Origin of the sequence: Streptomyces uncialis, from assembly GCF_036250755.1 — a bacterium.
Classification (GTDB): domain Bacteria; phylum Actinomycetota; class Actinomycetes; order Streptomycetales; family Streptomycetaceae; genus Streptomyces; species Streptomyces uncialis.
The window spans coordinates 3,763,235-3,777,670 of the sequence record NZ_CP109583.1 but is presented as its reverse complement, the minus strand read 5'-3'; the positions used below and the strand labels follow the sequence as shown (position 1 = coordinate 3,777,670).

19 protein-coding genes are annotated in these 14,436 nt (G+C 67.0%); 6 read left to right on the top strand and 13 right to left on the bottom strand.

The features are described 5' to 3' along the window. Positions 1-27 precede the first annotated feature (27 nt). The 11 genes from OG711_RS15510 to OG711_RS15460 form a co-directional block, all read right to left on the bottom strand. Complete coding sequence (locus OG711_RS15510) at positions 28-366, bottom strand: phage tail assembly protein (RefSeq protein WP_329022513.1); 339 nt, start codon at positions 364-366, stop codon at positions 28-30. Between the two features lie 105 nt (positions 367-471). Then, positions 472-1,212 (bottom strand): phage tail tube protein, encoded by a 741-nt coding sequence (locus tag OG711_RS15505; RefSeq protein ID WP_329559516.1) that lies wholly within the window; start codon positions 1,210-1,212, stop codon positions 472-474. 76 nt (positions 1,213-1,288) lie between these two features. Beyond that, complete coding sequence (locus tag OG711_RS15500) at positions 1,289-1,786, bottom strand: hypothetical protein (protein WP_329559515.1); 498 nt, start codon at positions 1,784-1,786, stop codon at positions 1,289-1,291. After that, the gene (locus tag OG711_RS15495; protein ID WP_329022519.1) at positions 1,786-2,166 is read right to left on the bottom strand and encodes a DUF5403 family protein; all 381 of its coding nucleotides are present in this window, start codon (positions 2,164-2,166) and stop codon (positions 1,786-1,788) included. Before OG711_RS15495 ends, OG711_RS15500 begins: the two co-directional genes overlap by 1 nt. Next, complete coding sequence (locus OG711_RS15490) at positions 2,166-2,465, bottom strand: phage head completion protein (protein ID WP_329022521.1); 300 nt, start codon at positions 2,463-2,465, stop codon at positions 2,166-2,168. Before OG711_RS15490 ends, OG711_RS15495 begins: the two co-directional genes overlap by 1 nt. A gap of 32 nt (positions 2,466-2,497) precedes the next feature. After that, positions 2,498-2,956, bottom strand: a complete 459-nt coding sequence (locus OG711_RS15485; RefSeq protein ID WP_329022523.1) for a hypothetical protein — start codon at positions 2,954-2,956, stop codon at positions 2,498-2,500. 66 nt (positions 2,957-3,022) lie between these two features. Further along, positions 3,023-4,105 (bottom strand): hypothetical protein, encoded by a 1,083-nt coding sequence (locus tag OG711_RS15480; protein ID WP_329022525.1) that lies wholly within the window; start codon positions 4,103-4,105, stop codon positions 3,023-3,025. Positions 4,106-4,171: 66 nt separating this feature from the next. Beyond that, positions 4,172-4,387, bottom strand: coding sequence for a hypothetical protein (locus OG711_RS15475; protein WP_329022526.1), 216 nt, complete (start codon positions 4,385-4,387; stop codon positions 4,172-4,174). 288 nt (positions 4,388-4,675) lie between these two features. Then, positions 4,676-5,728 carry a VG15 protein gene (locus tag OG711_RS15470; protein WP_329022528.1) on the bottom strand — a complete coding sequence of 351 codons (1,053 nt, stop codon included), beginning with the start codon at positions 5,726-5,728 and terminating at the stop codon, positions 4,676-4,678. Beyond that, positions 5,725-7,146, bottom strand: a complete 1,422-nt coding sequence (locus tag OG711_RS15465; RefSeq protein ID WP_329022529.1) for a phage portal protein — start codon at positions 7,144-7,146, stop codon at positions 5,725-5,727. The genes OG711_RS15470 and OG711_RS15465 overlap by 4 nt, the downstream gene beginning before the upstream one ends. 35 nt (positions 7,147-7,181) lie before the next feature. Next, entirely contained in the window at positions 7,182-8,741 is a 1,560-nt protein-coding gene (locus OG711_RS15460; RefSeq protein ID WP_329022531.1) for a terminase, read from the bottom strand. 193 nt (positions 8,742-8,934) lie between these two features. Here OG711_RS15460 and OG711_RS15455 point away from each other — a divergent pair, with 193 nt between their 5' ends. Beyond that, positions 8,935-9,096 (top strand): transposase, encoded by a 162-nt coding sequence (locus tag OG711_RS15455; protein ID WP_329559514.1) that lies wholly within the window; start codon positions 8,935-8,937, stop codon positions 9,094-9,096. Between the two features lie 9 nt (positions 9,097-9,105). Here OG711_RS15455 and OG711_RS15450 read toward each other — a convergent pair whose 3' ends face one another. Beyond that, positions 9,106-9,534: a phage terminase small subunit gene (locus tag OG711_RS15450; protein ID WP_329022533.1), complete on the bottom strand. Its 429-nt coding sequence runs from the start codon at positions 9,532-9,534 to the stop codon at positions 9,106-9,108. A 73-nt stretch (positions 9,535-9,607) separates the two neighbouring features. Between OG711_RS15450 and OG711_RS15445 the strand changes: the two genes are divergently transcribed. Further along, positions 9,608-10,141, top strand: coding sequence for an HNH endonuclease (locus OG711_RS15445; protein ID WP_329022535.1), 534 nt, complete (start codon positions 9,608-9,610; stop codon positions 10,139-10,141). Positions 10,142-10,143: 2 nt separating this feature from the next. On the opposite strand, the gene OG711_RS15440 is transcribed toward OG711_RS15445, so the two are convergent. Beyond that, positions 10,144-10,368, bottom strand: coding sequence for a hypothetical protein (locus OG711_RS15440; protein ID WP_329022537.1), 225 nt, complete (start codon positions 10,366-10,368; stop codon positions 10,144-10,146). Positions 10,369-11,058: 690 nt separating this feature from the next. Here OG711_RS15440 and OG711_RS15435 point away from each other — a divergent pair. From OG711_RS15435 to OG711_RS15420, 4 genes are all read left to right on the top strand, one after another. Further along, positions 11,059-11,289: a hypothetical protein gene (locus tag OG711_RS15435; RefSeq protein ID WP_329022539.1), complete on the top strand. Its 231-nt coding sequence runs from the start codon at positions 11,059-11,061 to the stop codon at positions 11,287-11,289. A gap of 1,474 nt (positions 11,290-12,763) precedes the next feature. Beyond that, a complete protein-coding gene (locus OG711_RS15430; protein WP_329022541.1) occupies positions 12,764-13,159 on the top strand; it encodes a hypothetical protein in 396 nt (131 codons plus the stop codon). Between the two features lie 101 nt (positions 13,160-13,260). After that, positions 13,261-14,028 carry a hypothetical protein gene (locus OG711_RS15425; RefSeq protein ID WP_329559513.1) on the top strand — a complete coding sequence of 256 codons (768 nt, stop codon included), beginning with the start codon at positions 13,261-13,263 and terminating at the stop codon, positions 14,026-14,028. 69 nt (positions 14,029-14,097) lie between these two features. Beyond that, positions 14,098-14,415 carry a hypothetical protein gene (locus OG711_RS15420; RefSeq protein ID WP_329022545.1) on the top strand — a complete coding sequence of 106 codons (318 nt, stop codon included), beginning with the start codon at positions 14,098-14,100 and terminating at the stop codon, positions 14,413-14,415. Positions 14,416-14,436: the final 21 nt, after the last annotated feature.

Genomic DNA, 14,436 nt, shown 5'->3' with positions numbered 1-14,436 from the left:
GATAGAGCCCCTCCCCGTATTCGTCTATCAGCCGTGCGAGGCCGAGGCTTCCCCCGCCTGGGTGCTCTCCCCGTATCGGCCGAACACCTCGGCGAGGACGGCGAGATCGCCGCCGATCTCGGTGAGGAGGGAATCCGCGGCCGTCTCCGACTGGGCCACGGTGCGGATCGCCTCCGACAGAAGCGCGGCCTGGTCGGCGTCGTCGCGGACCATCTCCTCCTGGAGGCCGAGGAGCGAGTCCCGCTTGGCCTTGGTCAGCCGCAGGGGGTTGAGGAGCCGGACGGTCTCCCCGCTCACCTCGATGTCGGTGGAGCCGTACTTGCGGTCGGCGGCGGAGCGGATGTCGTCGAGGGTGTACGAAGCCAAGGGGGCAGACCTCCGGGAGCTGGGGGAAGGGGGTGAGGTGTTGCGGACCTGGTGGGGGAGGGGTCCGCGCAGGCCCTGGTCCGCAGGGGTCCGCGCAGGGAGCTGTCAGACGGCCTGGCCGGCGGCCCACGCAGTGCCGGTCCAGTGGGCCTTCGCGGCGTCGCCGAGAACGACGTGCTGACCGGTGGCCCATGCCGCCGTCGGGGTGGCGATCACGGACGCGAGGGCTCCGAGATCGGCCGGAACGGTGGCCCCGTCCGGGGTGAATGCACCCGGGGACCCTGCGGTCGCGCCGGTCGCCAGGACGCCGCCGAGCGGCGTGATCGCATACGTCCACGAATTCGAGCCGTGAGCCATGGGCTTCACGCCGAGGGGGAGGCCCGCAAGGGACTCCGTATCCGCGATTGCCATGTCGTCCGCCCGGTAAATCTCCGAACGCGGCGCGTAGAAGGCGAAATGGTTCTCGCCGTCGACGAAGATGGCGAGAAACCCCGACTGTGTCGGCTCCGGATTCGTGGGAACGCCCACCGAACCATCCGGGAGAATAGGTGAGTTGGCGCCGAAGTACAGTCGAAGGGCGGCGGTGTCGAACTGCTGGAGGGTGAAAGTCATGGTCTCCGTGCGCGCCGAATATTTCGTGCGGAGAGACTTGTTCTGGAGCGATCCGATGGTGGTCGCTTCGCCGCCCTCTGACGTGATGCCGAAAACGTCCTCAAGTGAGGTATGGCCGACGGTCTGCCAGGGGGAAGTGGGGGTCAGAAGGTCGGCGGGCATAGGCGTCCCGACGGGCGCCGTAAGGTAGTTGCCACTGCCAACGACGAGCGTTGCAGAATCATTGATCGGCAAGAAGAAACGTTTCCTCAATCGGGCACAAAAAAGGGCCCGACGGGGAGCGTCGGGCCCTTCGTGTTGTGTAAGTCGTTCAGGGGAGGGGGTAGGGGCGGCGGCGTGGCTTGCGGATCTGTACGTCGAAGATGGCCTCGTAGCGCCAGACCCCGGTCGGGAGGTCCGCGTACTGCACCGGACCTGTCGCCGAGGCCCAGTCCGCCGACCGGCGCGGAGCGCTGTTCATGTCCACGCGGATGATGTGGCCGAGCTGGGGATAGACCTGCTGGTTGAGCCAGGCGTCGCGGAGGACGACCCGCACGGCCTCGCTCAGGATCGCGGCGTCCTGGTCGCCGTCGGGGTCCGGCGCGAACGCGTTGATCACCACGCGGGCGGCGTCGGTGAACCGGGGGTCACCGGCCCATTCGCCCCAGGTGGGGTCGCGGCGGACCAGGACCAGCGGGAACTTCTCGTGGCGGTCGATCAGGGACTTCACGCGGACGCCGGGCAGGCCATCCCTCAGCACGGCCAGGAGAAGATCCTCGACCGGGGACAGTTCGGCGAGGGCCTTGATGTGGTCGGGGATGCCGGCCATCAGAGGTGCACCTTCCCCTTCCGCTTCTTCGGCAGGTTCGCGGCGCGGGCCAGGATGAACAGGCCCTCGCTCGCCGGCAGCACGTCGAGGTAGGTGGAGCCGTCACGGGCGCGGCGAACGACGATCGACTCAGCGCGGCCGAACTCGATCGACAGGGCGGCTCGCTTGCCGCGTTCGTCGTCGAGGACCACGTACTTGTCGACCCGGCCGTCCTCCACGTCGATGGAGGCGTGGCCCTCCCTGCGGTGCTGGAGGAGTAGCTCCTCAGCGCGGGCGGCAATCTCGAACCGCGCTGCGTCGAGCGCGTCTTGGACGCCGGGCAGCAGGGCGAGAACCTTCTCCAACTGTCCACCGCGGACTCGGTCGTAGACCTCAGCCATCAGGGACGCTCCCGCAGGTCCATGCTCCAGTGCCGGGTGCGGCGGTCCCCGTGGTGGTAGGCGGGCGGGGACACGATGTCCCACTGGCGGCCCGCGTACTCGACCCGGGACCACAGCGATACGCCCGGCAGGTGGCTGTCGACGATCATCCGGACAACGTTGATCTGCTGCTGACCGGTGACCTCCGCGCGGGCGGACCGCTGGGGAACGAACGCGGCCCGCACCGAGATGGGCCCGGCTGGATCGGCCATGGCGACGGTGTTTCCGCGCTGATCGGTGACCTCGACCGTGCGCCACACGCGAGCCTTCTGGCCTCGGCGGCGCTGCACGCTCACCACGGCCCCCGGTCGTCGGAGAAGAACGGGAACGAGGACCCGGGTCCCTCAACGGGGACGCGGCCGGTGCCGACGGCCGAGCCGAGGACGGTGCCCCAGGCCATCACGGGGACGCTCGCCAGGGTCGGCCGACGCCCAGCCAGCTCCTCCAGAAGGCGGATCTCCTCGCGGGTGAAGTACACCGACCCGGCGTCACGGCCGTGGGCGTCGCCCCAGGCCAGCGTCTCGTCACCGGCCCTCGACTGGACGTATCCGTTCGGATTGCGCAGGTAGCGGGCAGCGGCCTTGAGGACGAGAGTCTTCACCAGGCGGGGAACGGTGGGCGCCGGCCACTCGCGGCCGTAGGACATTGCCAGGTCGGACGCGTCCTGGAGCGCCGAGGCGGCGATCCGCAGCTCGTCGGCGTCCAGCTCCCAGTCCATCCGATCCGTCAGCTCATCGAGAGTCGCGTACACGGCAGCTTCCCTTCAAGCAGACGGCTACGGCCCGGCGCCAGGGGCGCCGGGCCTGCCGGGCGGAGGTCACGCGTTGGCCGGGTCGTTCTCCGGCTTCGAGCCGGTCGGGGTCCACACCTTCGCGTCACTGATGCCGGTGATCGTCGCCAGCTCGGATGCGGCTGGCGGGTAGTCCGACTTGCCGTCGAGGGTGAGCTTGATGCCGCGAACGAAGTGCTCGTCCGTGGAGATGATTTCCTTCTCCGCGACCGGGTCCCAGCCGACGAGAATGTCTTCGACGGAGCGGAAACCCTGGTAGCAGTTCACGATGCTGCGGTCCTGGAAATACTCGGAGTCGTAGTCCCGGAGCCAGCGCAGCGCCAGGCCCTCGAAGGATGTGGTAGCGCCGAAAGGAACGCTCTGCGGCACCGAAGGAGCGGCGGACGCGAAAATGAACGCCGAGGACGCGAACGCGAATGCCGAGTCAGCCGGGATCGTCTGGTCCACGATGAACTTGAAGCCGTACCGGCTGCCGAGAGTCGCGTTCACGAGAGCGGATTCGGCCTGGTTGTCGCCGACGTTCGAGGCCAGATTCAGATCCGGATCGGAAAGCAGCACGGTCTCGAAATCCGAGCCGACGACCATGTACCAGGCGCCCTCGGGGACGTTGAACTTCCGCAGGACACGGCGGGCCTCGATGAGTGCCTTCCGCATAGCCTGAGCAGTGTTGCCGATGGTGACCGCGTAGGGCTGGTCGACCAGGGTCTTCACAGCCCTGCGCTGGAGGCCGCGTGCCACCGCCTTCACCTGCGGGCGCAGGAGCTTGCCCCACTGCGTGATATCGAAATCGTTCTGCTCGTCCGTCAGCTTGACGCCGTTGTAGACGTTGCCGCCGAACTTCACGGGAATGGTGCGCTCGGCGTACTCGTCGAACACAACCCGCTGACGGACACCGGGGGTCGAGCTGCCCGCCGAACCGGAGCGCCACTCGTAGTCGTGAAAGGGAAGAACACCCTCCACGGTGACATTCACCGTGTCGTTCTTGGCGCCCTTGAACCGGTCGACGCCTTCCTTTATAAACAGGTTCGGAACGGTGAGTTCCTGCTCAAGCATTCCGATGGCGGTCGCAATGAGCTTTTCGGGCTTGACTACCTGGTGTTCGGCTGTCACTTAGCCTCCTGGGGGCATGAAAAAAGCCCCCGGATACCGGAGGCGAGCTAATGGAAAGGGGAAGGGTCAGCGGCGGGTGAGACGCGCGAGCTTGCGCGGGTCCATCTCGCCGTCGTCCTCGTCGGAGGGATCGAGCCCGCCAGACAGGACCGGAGGGGCGACCGGAGCGAGAAGCGACTGAAGCGCCTTCGCGTCGGCCTCCAGCTCCTCGGCGGACTCGCCGCGCAGACGGCCGGCCAGCTCGTCGGGGAGGTCGAAGCGCCGAGCGACCGAAGCGACCACGAGGGAACGCTCCAGGGCGGCGTTCTGCGCCTTGACCTCGGTGAGCGCGGTCTCGAACTCCTCGGCCGACTTCGCGCCGGACAGCCGGTTCTCGGCGTCACGGAGCCGGGTGCGGTACGACGCGGCCTCCGACCGAATCTTGGTCAGCTCCTTGCGGGCCCACTCCGGGAGGGCATCCTCCGGAGCGCCGGCCGCAGGCTGCTCATCCTGGATGGCGGCGGCCTCGGGCGCTTGCTCGGCCGGGGAGGTCTCATCGTCGGGCGCGGGGGTGTTCTGTTCAGACAGGGGTCACGCCTCCTGGGCTGTGATCGTGGACTGCCGCTCGGCCTCCTGGGCTTCTGCGGCTCTGTGCTTCTGGCGGATGAACCGGCGCCACGCCGAGACGGCGGCCTTGCCGGACAGACCCTTGGTGACCTTGGGCCACAGGGCCCCGTACTCGCGGGACAGGGCCATCAGCTCGGAGCCCTGGAACTGCTGCCGGTTGAAGACCGGGGCGGCGTAGCAGACGCAGTTGTCGTGGTAGCGGTCACCGTCGGCGAAGGTCGCGGACTCGCGGGACTTGTAGACGGCGCCCCGGCTGATCAACATCGCGCACCAGCCGCACGGCGTGCCCGACTTGGAAAGCCGGACGTAGCCGAGGGCCCGCCCATCCCGCCGCATGTGGTTCCACGTCGCTGACCGGGCACCGTTCATCGCGACCCGGGACGCGGCGGCGGCCTGCTGCGCACCGGCCTGCCGATGGGCCTCGGCCCGCTCGCGGTCGGCGACCCGGGCGGGCTGCCCGTCGTCTACCTCGGCCACCTTGCGATGCAGGTTCAGAATGCCGAGCGCTTCGAGGACCGTGGCGAGTTCCTCCTCGGCCTGGCGCTCGATCGCCTCCTCGGCCTCCCGGAGACCAGGCAGCTCTTCGACAAGAACCCGCTCGTCCTCGACGGCCGGACGCGGGGCTTCCCCGGACTCGCCGGTCGCGGCCCCACCCCCGGCCGGAGCCATGGGACGAGCGGCCCCCGCCAGCGCCGCGAACTCCCGGCGCAGATCGGCCAGGGTGACGTGCGTCGGTTCGGGGTGGTAGGGATCGGCCACCGTACGGCCGGTCTGGAGAGCACGGGCGAGACGGTAGAACGCCCTGGCGAGATCCCTCGACCGCCGCCGCTGACCCATGACGAGCGTGATCGCCCGCCGCAGCCAGCCCCCGGCCGTCGCCGCACGCAGATCGGTCGGCACATCCGCCCACAGGGCCATCGCCCCGACGGCCGTCTCCGCGCCGATCTGCGCCAGCGCCACATGGAAAGCCGCGGTGGCCTCGTCCGTCTCGGTGGACCGGGCGGCGGACACCGTCACGCCGCCACCGCTTCAACCGGGCGGGACTCGGGGGTCGCGCGGGTGATCGCGCCCGCGAGCTGCCCCACCGAGTCGTCGTCCTCCCGCATCTCCTCCCAGTCCTCAAGTTCGGTCTGGGTCACACCCGGCACGCGGCGCCACAGGCCCCGCTCAGGGATGCCGAGCTGTTCGCGCAACTTGCCGAGGGCGTCGGCGGCCTGGGCGAGCGACCGGGACTCCATGTCCCGCCACACGACCTCGCCCCGGTGGTCCTCGGCCGACGCCGTGTTGCCGGACAGCTCGCCCGCGAGCCTGAAAACTCTTTCCCACGACTCGCCGAAGCCCGTCCGGAACTCCGCGATCATCCGGGACAGCGAAGTCTCGGCCGCTTGGAGCGCCTCGGCGCTCAAGTTGGCGATCTGCCCCAGCATCGCGTGGGGAGGCACCTGCGCGAGCGCGCTGAGATGCCGGATGCTCATCTCCAGGGACTCAACGAAACCAGCGAGTGGCGTCTCGTCGAGGCTCCCGAATCTTGTGTCGGGATCTTCGGCGAACAAGAATCGGCGGGCGTTGTGGTTGATCGACAGGGGTATGGGGTTGCCGGATTCGTCGAGGACCGGCTCACCAGTCTCGGGGTCCCGCCGGACTGGCGGCGCCATGCCCGTAACGGTCCTGACCTTGGTGGAGCCGTAACTCTGCGCCAGGAGCAAGTCGAACGACGTTTGATTGATTCGATCTTGAGTGGCGATCATCGGCTCGATCACGCCGACAGTCCGACCCTCCAGATCCACGGAGGCCGCGAACCGGGTCACCGGACACTCGCTCGCCCCGTGGACGAGCCCACCGTCGACCCGCACCGAGTCCTCGTCAGCCGCAGACCGGAAGACCACCTCGTACACCCGGCGGGCGTCCCACAGCCGGGCCCGGCCCAGCGACTCACCCACCGGCCAGGCGGTCACCGTCAGTGCGGCGGCCGGCACGTCATCGTTCGCCGGGTCCTCATACAGCGCGCTCGTCCGCAACGCGGACAGACCCCGTGTACGCACCTGGCCGTCCCGGGACCGCTCGGTCACGGTGAAGCTGTGCCCGTACGCGAGCGCACCCCTATATACAGCGGCCTGCCGAGCATCCAGCCGGGACCGCTGCCAGTGCTCCCACTCCGGCGTCGCCGAATCCGGCTGCACCGCAGACTCTCCGCTCCGACCCGGCCGGTGCCCATCCACGTAGAGGGCCTGCGCCGGGGTCGAGACGAGCAGGGGCATCCAATTTGACACCGACCTGCGAGCCAGCAGCCGATACTCGTCGTCCGCCTGGGGCGGCATGTACGGATCGCCATGTCGACCGTGCAGATAGTCGTCGATCCGGCGCAGCCGGTCACCGTCACGATGAAGGACGCCGAGAAGCTGTCGAGCGAGCGACATGGGGGAAGAAGCGGCCACGGTTCACCACCTCTAGTTACATGTTGACACTTGGTTCAAATGAAGAAGCCCCGGCCGGTCCGCTTGCGGACGCGCTTGCCGCGGGCACGGAGATCGGTGAGAGCCTCGTGCGCCAACATGAGCGCCGCGTACGCGTCGACCTTCTTCGGGCTCTCCCGGCTTTCCTTGCCGAACGAGACGCCGTAGTTGTTCACCCGGCGCCGCGCATTGAGCGCGTGCCGACGCAGCTTCAGGTCGCCGTCGTGGCGGAGCTTCCTGTCGAAGATGGAGCGCATGAGCCGTTCGTGCGCGAGGGTCGAGGACTTGAGGCTCGACCGCATGTCCCAGCCGATCGCGTCCTTGCCGGGCGCCTTCACGGCCAGGCCCTCGCCGTACGCCTCCGACCACTCGGAGATGTACGACTCCCAGAGGGCAACGTCGGCATACATGCCCTGCACCGAGAAGACACGGAAGGTGTCGTGCACGGCCGAGTCAACCTCGGCCTTCGGAACCTCCCAGTTCGCCCCGGCCGGGCCGTCTGGCTTCTCCCACAGGCCGATCAGGAAGGCGGCCATGTCGGAGACGCGAACGGCAACCAAGGCGGTCGCGTCGTCCCGGAGGCCGCCGTCGAAGCCGACTGTGATCTCGTCGCCGGGCTTCAGCGAAAGCGAGGTGTCCCGTAGGACATCCCACTCGGCCGGACCGTGCACCGCGTCCTCTTCGGCGACGATCTGATTCAAGTACATGCGCCGCGAACGCGCGGCGGAGATCGTCAGGTTGAGGACAGACTTGATGATCGTTTCGACTTTGAGCCACACCGCGTCACCCCTGATTTTCGGGATGACGATGCGCAGGGCCTCGGCCGTCAGGGGCGTCGCAGGGTGAGCCTCGATCGAGTCGTACAGCGCGCCGACATCGGCCGCCAAGCCCTCCCGGACCTTCTCGTACGCCTCGCGCATCCGCTCGGCGACGCTGTCCTCGCCCGGCATGAAGGCGTTGGTGATGCTGAGATAGCGGGAGTCCATTTTTGTGGCGTTGCCGTCGATGGTCTCGTACATCTTGACGCCGCCGTTGCCCAAGACCCAGTGATGAGTTTCATTGAGCAAGGTGAAAGTTGTTCTCTTGCCCTCGATCGCGCGATACGAGCTGGTCACGGCCTGGAGGCGCTTGCGCCCCCGGTCCGCCCGGATCAGCTCGGCGCCAAGCTTGATGCCGTACGTCGAGATCAGCTTCTCGGACATCAGGACCGGCAGGTAGCCCATGGTGTTCACCGTCTGCTCTTGGCTGACGGCCGTCACCTGCACCCACGCCTGTGGGTGTGGCTTGGCTACCGGCTCGCCGTTCTCGTCCCAGTGGGAGAAGCGCGACGGCCCGACGAACTCCACGAGCGAGATCACCGCGAGAAGCGGGTCCTTGCCCCAGCCCTTGAGTCTCTGCAAGACGCCGGTTCTGTAGACGAACTCGCCGTCCTCGCCGATGGCGTACCACCACAGGAGGAAGCGGAGCTGCTCGCGGGTGAAGCGCCAGGGGACACGCTTCTCGTCGGTCGAGCCCTCGCCGTCGAGGTACTCCGCGCACCAGCCGGCGACCTGCCAGCCGAGAGTGCGCGCCGGCAACTTCCACTGTCCGAAGGCATCCTTCCGCCAGGTCGGCCCGTGGAACTCGGGCTCCAGGGCCTCGATCTCTTCGTCGGTGAGGGTAGGGATGAGACTCCTCCCCCCTCACAGGCGCACAACCTACTGCCCGATTAATCATTAGCCGATTTCCATCCGTAAGCCGCAGCTCAGGCGCTACGCTCGGAGCTAATGCGTGACGAGAGGTGGCGCAGACCTTGAGCTGGAGAGAGCCCAAATGCCTAAGGGATTCAAGTGCCCCGTGTGCGGTACGAACACCGTTCAGCGGGTCAGCACCAACAAGTTGCAGTGCACGAAGTGCAAGTCGCGCTACGACAAGAGCGTCTTCGGGCTCTGACCTGGTGCCTTACTCGGCGAGTCCGAGATCCTTCTTGTAGTCAGCGATAGCGAGGACCGCCGCAGATTGCTCGTCGGGCACAGGCTCGTGCAGTTCGATACGCACACGGCGCCGGTCGCCCTCGGCAACGAGGAGCCGCTCGAAAGCGGAGTAGATCGTCTGAAGCATCTGACCACTGCGCTTCCCCGACGCCTTGTAGTAGGACAGGTCTTCACACAGCGAGTAGGCGAGGGCCCAGTCGCTCGCCTGGTAGAAATCCGCCTGACCGGACTCCTTCAGGGAGTCCCACAAGCGCTTCGCGATCGGGTGCCAGGAGCGGTCGCCGTTCGGGACCTTCGCGGGCCGGGCGACCCCGCGCGACACCGACTGGACATCGCCACCCTTGCGCTCGCGGGGGCGGGCGAGGTCGTCCTCGCGATTGGGTACGGGGCCGGGCATGAGCCTCACCCCCAAGCGTGCAAGCGGTCCTGGCCGGGGCCTGGTTGTCAGTGGTGCGCGTTAGCCTCACGGCATGGCACAAGTTCGAAAGGCTGTCCCCGCGGAAGTGAAGCGGGCCGTGCTCGTTGAGGCGGGGCACCGATGCGCGATCCCAACGTGCAAGACCAGTACGACGGAGATCGCGCACATCAAGCCGTGGCGCGTCGTGCGCGAGCACAAGTTCGAGAACCTCATTGCGCTCTGCCCGACGTGTCACACGCGCTTCGACGGCGGAGAGATCGATCGCAAGGCGATGCTCCAGTACAAGGCGAACCTCGGCGTGATCAACGGACGGTACGGAGAGATCGAGCGCCGTGTCTTGGCGCTGTTCGCCGAGAATCCAGAGATCAACTCGGTGCCGATGCCCGCTGCCTCCGACATCGCAATGATGCACCTGGTGAAAGACGGGCTTTTTGCGCGCGGGCTGAAGCCCAACTTGGGCATCATGATCGCCAACGGGGCTTGCGCAACGATCGACTTCACGGGGAAGACCCAGGAGTTCTACACCATCACCGAGAAGGGCCGAGACCTTGTGTCTAGGCTCACGGAGGCGCGCTCACTGAACTGACATCAGAACGTCCCGCCCGTCAGGAAGTGCGCGGAGAGCCAAGCGAGGAACGCGACCAGGACGAAGCGGCGCAGTCGGGTGGTCCGGTCCGGCGCAGTGTCCTTCGCGGTGTGGAACCAGCGCCAGACGTGCTCGGACAGGGTGTCGCCCGGCTGCTTCCGGTAGAGGGCGATGCCCTCGATCACGCAGAACGCGACGATCCACCCGGCCCATGCGGCAGTGAACACGGCCACCCCCTATATCAGGCCCGGGTGGGCTTCCGTCCGCCTGAAGCGCTTGTTCATCTGGCGCCGCCGCGCCGCGAGTGCGAGGGCTCCCTCGCGAGAGGACTTGGCCTGGTGATGATGCCCGCAGAGCGCTCGTAGGTTGATCTCTCGATGGTCATCACCAGGCACGATGTGGTCAACGTCCGTGGCCAACTCCTCGCAGCGGTCCCCGTACTGATCGCGGTGAGTGCAACGGTGGCCGTCTCGCCGCAGAACGCGCACGCGTTTCTCCGGCCAGTCCTGCGGAAGTCCGTCACGCCTGCTGGAGCCCTCCCAGTTTGGGATGACGATCTCCAGCCTGCGAAGTACGTACATACGTACTTCGTCTTCATCGGGCGAGCCCCGTCAGGGGCTCAAGCCTTGCGGCTAACGTACTTACACTTATAAGTCGCTAAACGATCTTGATTTCGGAAACGGGAACGTGCGTGATCGTGCTCACACTCACGTGAGGCAGCGGCGAAGAGCAGTGGCACCCGAAGGGTGCCCAGCAGCGAAGACGAAGGGCCGCCCGGAGGGCGGCGCAGAGGCAAGTCGCCCAACGTACATATGTGCTTGAGGCTTCGGCGACCGTCCTTCGGGCAGGATGGCCCTTCGGCGCCACCGCCCGGCCGGCGGCCCGCTGACACCCTGGGGATCAAGGAGAGGGAACTCATGGAAGATGACGCCAATCTCAATGCGCAAATCCATCGCACGAGGGCGGCGGCGCACCGCATGGCGGCCTCCGCACACGACCTCTCAGCGACGGCTATCGCCATGGCCGCCTCGATGAAAAAGGTCGTCGACATTCAGACCGCCGCCGAAGCTCAACAGGTGGCAGCGCATCCGGACCTGGCCGAGCTGAATGTTCGCCTGGATGGCTTCTATGGCGAGGCCGGCGAGTGAGTGGCCCTTCGGCCGGCCTCCGGCTGTGAGCGTTCCCGTGCAGTGATGGCGGCAGTGCAAAAGGCCACCAAGGTCCCCTGACCTGCCGTTTCGCTGTGCGGGGCGTAGCGTTCGGAGTGATTCGGCGACCTTGGAACCGTGGCAGTTTTCGAGCTGCTAAGACATGGCGGTGCGGGCTTTCGGCCGTCGGGGGTCACCCCCCACACCCCCCAGGGGGAACGCGTGCGCGTACGCGACGCGCGGTGCCGAGGAACGCGCGCACTCTGGGCACCGTGGGGCGGGGATGGGGTGCAGTGCCGTTTGCGGCCCGTTCTTGCTCCGCGAGGGGTGGAAATGAGGTCAAGCGAGCTAACGAAAAGGAGCTCTGACCTGCACGTTTGGACAGAGTGCCAACATGTGACTAATGTTCTCCATGTCGCCACCACCGACCGGCCGAAAGGCAGACAGGGGGAAGCGGCAGGCAGACCGCCCACAGGGAGCGTCCTACGCAGCCAGTACCCACGGGCAACCGGAGCGCGTTTACGCTGGTCAGCCAAGGCAGGCAGGAGTCACAGGTTGACACTCGCCGGACCGACCGCCTAGAGTCGGAACCACCGCAAGGCCGCTGAGAACGGGGCTCCTGAGAGTCGCCGCCGGTTGGTCCCACGGGAAACCGCCCCCTCGGGGGTATCGATCGGCCGCAGGTGTTAACCTGTAACTGATTAAATCGCCGGGCTTCACAGCCCAGCGCACCAACGTTGCATGGGCGCTCGATCCGGCCCCTGTCCCGCAAGCGGGACACCGGATGTCGCAACCGGGTCTCTCCGGTGTGGATCGAGCGTAAGGGCTGAAAGCCGCACCCCTCCGGGGGTGTAGCTCAAGCTCGCGGACCCTTCGGGGTCTGAGGAATCATCGCCCGGCCAAGGGGCGTGGAAGGTCTAGCGGGGTGACCCTGCGTAGTACGGACTGGAAGCGCGCTGGACTGTTCGGGTACGAGGTTCGGGTACAGATCGCAAGTGAACGCAACTGCCGTACCGGCCGGGACTATCCATCCCGGCGCGACGGGAGCGTACTTCTTTGGCTGAACCCATGCTGACCTGCGGAGGGCACCCGATGCAGGCGCGGTATGGGGTCGAGGGGTGCGTGAGGTAGGGGCCTGATTGTCGATCCAGGGCTCACCGTCCAACGGACGGCCGGATACGGACCGACCGGGAGGGAAACCACCTGGAAGGAACGTGAACGGCAAGACTGCGGACGGTGAGACGGGCGCTGAGTGGGCGTCCGTCCCAAAAGCGAAATCACTCACTCTGTTCTACCGGTCAGCGACAGCGGCCGGGGTCGCTCGCCTCTGGCGAGTGGCCGCATAGCCCCCCACAGGGTCACACCTCTGGGGGGTACGGGCTCCCTCCGCCTTCGGGCGGGGGTTCGAGCCGGGCCTCGCGGCCCCTTTTCTTCGATTCAAAGTGTCAACCTGTAACTGAAAGGCTTGGTTCACATGGCTGTCTCCCTGATCAAGGACAACCCCCTCGCATACTCCGGTCGTTCCCTGCTGGACGTGGCCATGGAGTCCGCGCACAACACCAGCGAGCGTGCATTCCAGCTCGGTCGGGAACTGGACGCCACCCGCCGCGAGCTTGAGGGCGCCGAGGCACTGCTCGACCTGCACCGCTTGGCGGGCTTGTGTCTGGTCACCGAACTCGACCGTTCCGACTCGAACTTGACGCACGCGGAGGCCGAGGTCGCGGCTCTCAGCGACGCACTGGCCGAGGCTGAGAGCGTGATCGCGATCCTTCGGGATGTCCTGGTCGAGGTCCGCCGTACCCGCGACGAGCGGGAACAGGTACTCCGCGACGAGCTGGAGTGCTACCGGGCGCTCGCGTCCTCCTCCTAGCCGTCATGGCCCGCCCCTCCCGCGTTGGAGGCATGGAGGGGCGGGCCCCGAACGATTGCGACCCCATGTACTTCAGGACTGATCCGCCATCCGACGAGGCGATGGCCCAATACGCCGAGCTGCTCAGCGACGCTAACCGCTCCTGGCCTTCGTACTACACGGGACCGCTCCCCGGAGACGAGCCCACGCACGTCGAGATGTTCTTCTGGCGCGGCGACGAGGCCGGGTGGATCGGCGACAAGTCGAACTTCGAGACTGCCCGCGACCTGATTCGCGGGGTAGCCGATGAGCGCCGCACCGATACGGAGCTGTCGGACGAGCAGGTCTACGAATGCGGCGGAGGCTCCTCCGCATGGGACGTGGCACAGCTCTACGTCCAGGTCTACGAGGGCGGGTGTCCCGCGGAATGCCCCGGGACACACACGGAGGAATGCCGGCCTGGGTGTGACCCGTACGTCGACTTCTGCCACGGGCAGGAATGCGAGGGGGACTGCCACGGAACCCAGACGTTCACCCCCGCCTTCCGCACGGCCGTTGCCCTCGCCGAGTACGTCAAGAACGATCATCCGTTCCTCAGTGAGGACGACTACCACGAGCAGCGGCGCGACGTATTTGAGGCGAACCTCGACGAGGTGCTGGAAGACGTCAAGCTGCACTACCCGTACGACACCGAGGGCGACCATCGGAGCATCGTCGAGCACGCCTCCGATGCCTTGTGGGAGCTGTACCACTACGAGCCAGACGGCTATGTGGACTGGGACGCCGCGCGAGACGCGTATGACCAGGGTCGCTCGGAGCACTTCCTCGACCTGGGCCGCACAGTCCTGCGCAACGAGATTCCCGGGCAGACCGCCCTCATGCCCGCCTGACTCCCCTGTTCCGCCGCCCCTTCCGCCCCCGTCGGGAGGGGCGGCCCCTAGCCACGAATGTGAGGACATATGCCTACCATCGCCCGCCCCTACGAGGTCCGCGTCTGGAACGAATCCTCGGACCTCATCGGCCTGTGGAACATCCGGCGAGCCGGACGCGGCCGGTACGTCGTCACCGACGATCGGCACGAGGAGACCCCGTTCGAAGACGAGGGTGCCGCGCTGGACTTCGCCCGTTTCGGCGCGGAGGCGCTCGCCGAGACCTCCCGCCGAGACTGCCCGTGTGAAGGCGACCCCGAGTGTGGCGTGTGGGAGCCGCACGGCATCTCGGTCCAAGAAGTGGACGGCGAGGTCTCGCTGATCACGCCGCCGTTGCTCTGCCTCTAACTCTCCCTGAAAGAAAGGCAT

Coding starts and splice junctions, on each gene's coding strand:
- OG711_RS15500 (WP_329559515.1), bottom strand. CDS start 1,786: ATGGCCGGCATCCCCGACCACATCAAGGCCCTCGCCGAACTGTCCCCG.
- OG711_RS15445 (WP_329022535.1), top strand. CDS start 9,608: ATGGCACAAGTTCGAAAGGCTGTCCCCGCGGAAGTGAAGCGGGCCGTG.
- OG711_RS15425 (WP_329559513.1), top strand. CDS start 13,261: ATGGCCCAATACGCCGAGCTGCTCAGCGACGCTAACCGCTCCTGGCCT.
- OG711_RS15420 (WP_329022545.1), top strand. CDS start 14,098: ATGCCTACCATCGCCCGCCCCTACGAGGTCCGCGTCTGGAACGAATCC.
- OG711_RS15435 (WP_329022539.1), top strand. CDS start 11,059: ATGGAAGATGACGCCAATCTCAATGCGCAAATCCATCGCACGAGGGCG.
- OG711_RS15495 (WP_329022519.1), bottom strand. CDS start 2,166: ATGGCTGAGGTCTACGACCGAGTCCGCGGTGGACAGTTGGAGAAGGTT.
- OG711_RS15450 (WP_329022533.1), bottom strand. CDS start 9,534: ATGCCCGGCCCCGTACCCAATCGCGAGGACGACCTCGCCCGCCCCCGC.
- OG711_RS15430 (WP_329022541.1), top strand. CDS start 12,764: ATGGCTGTCTCCCTGATCAAGGACAACCCCCTCGCATACTCCGGTCGT.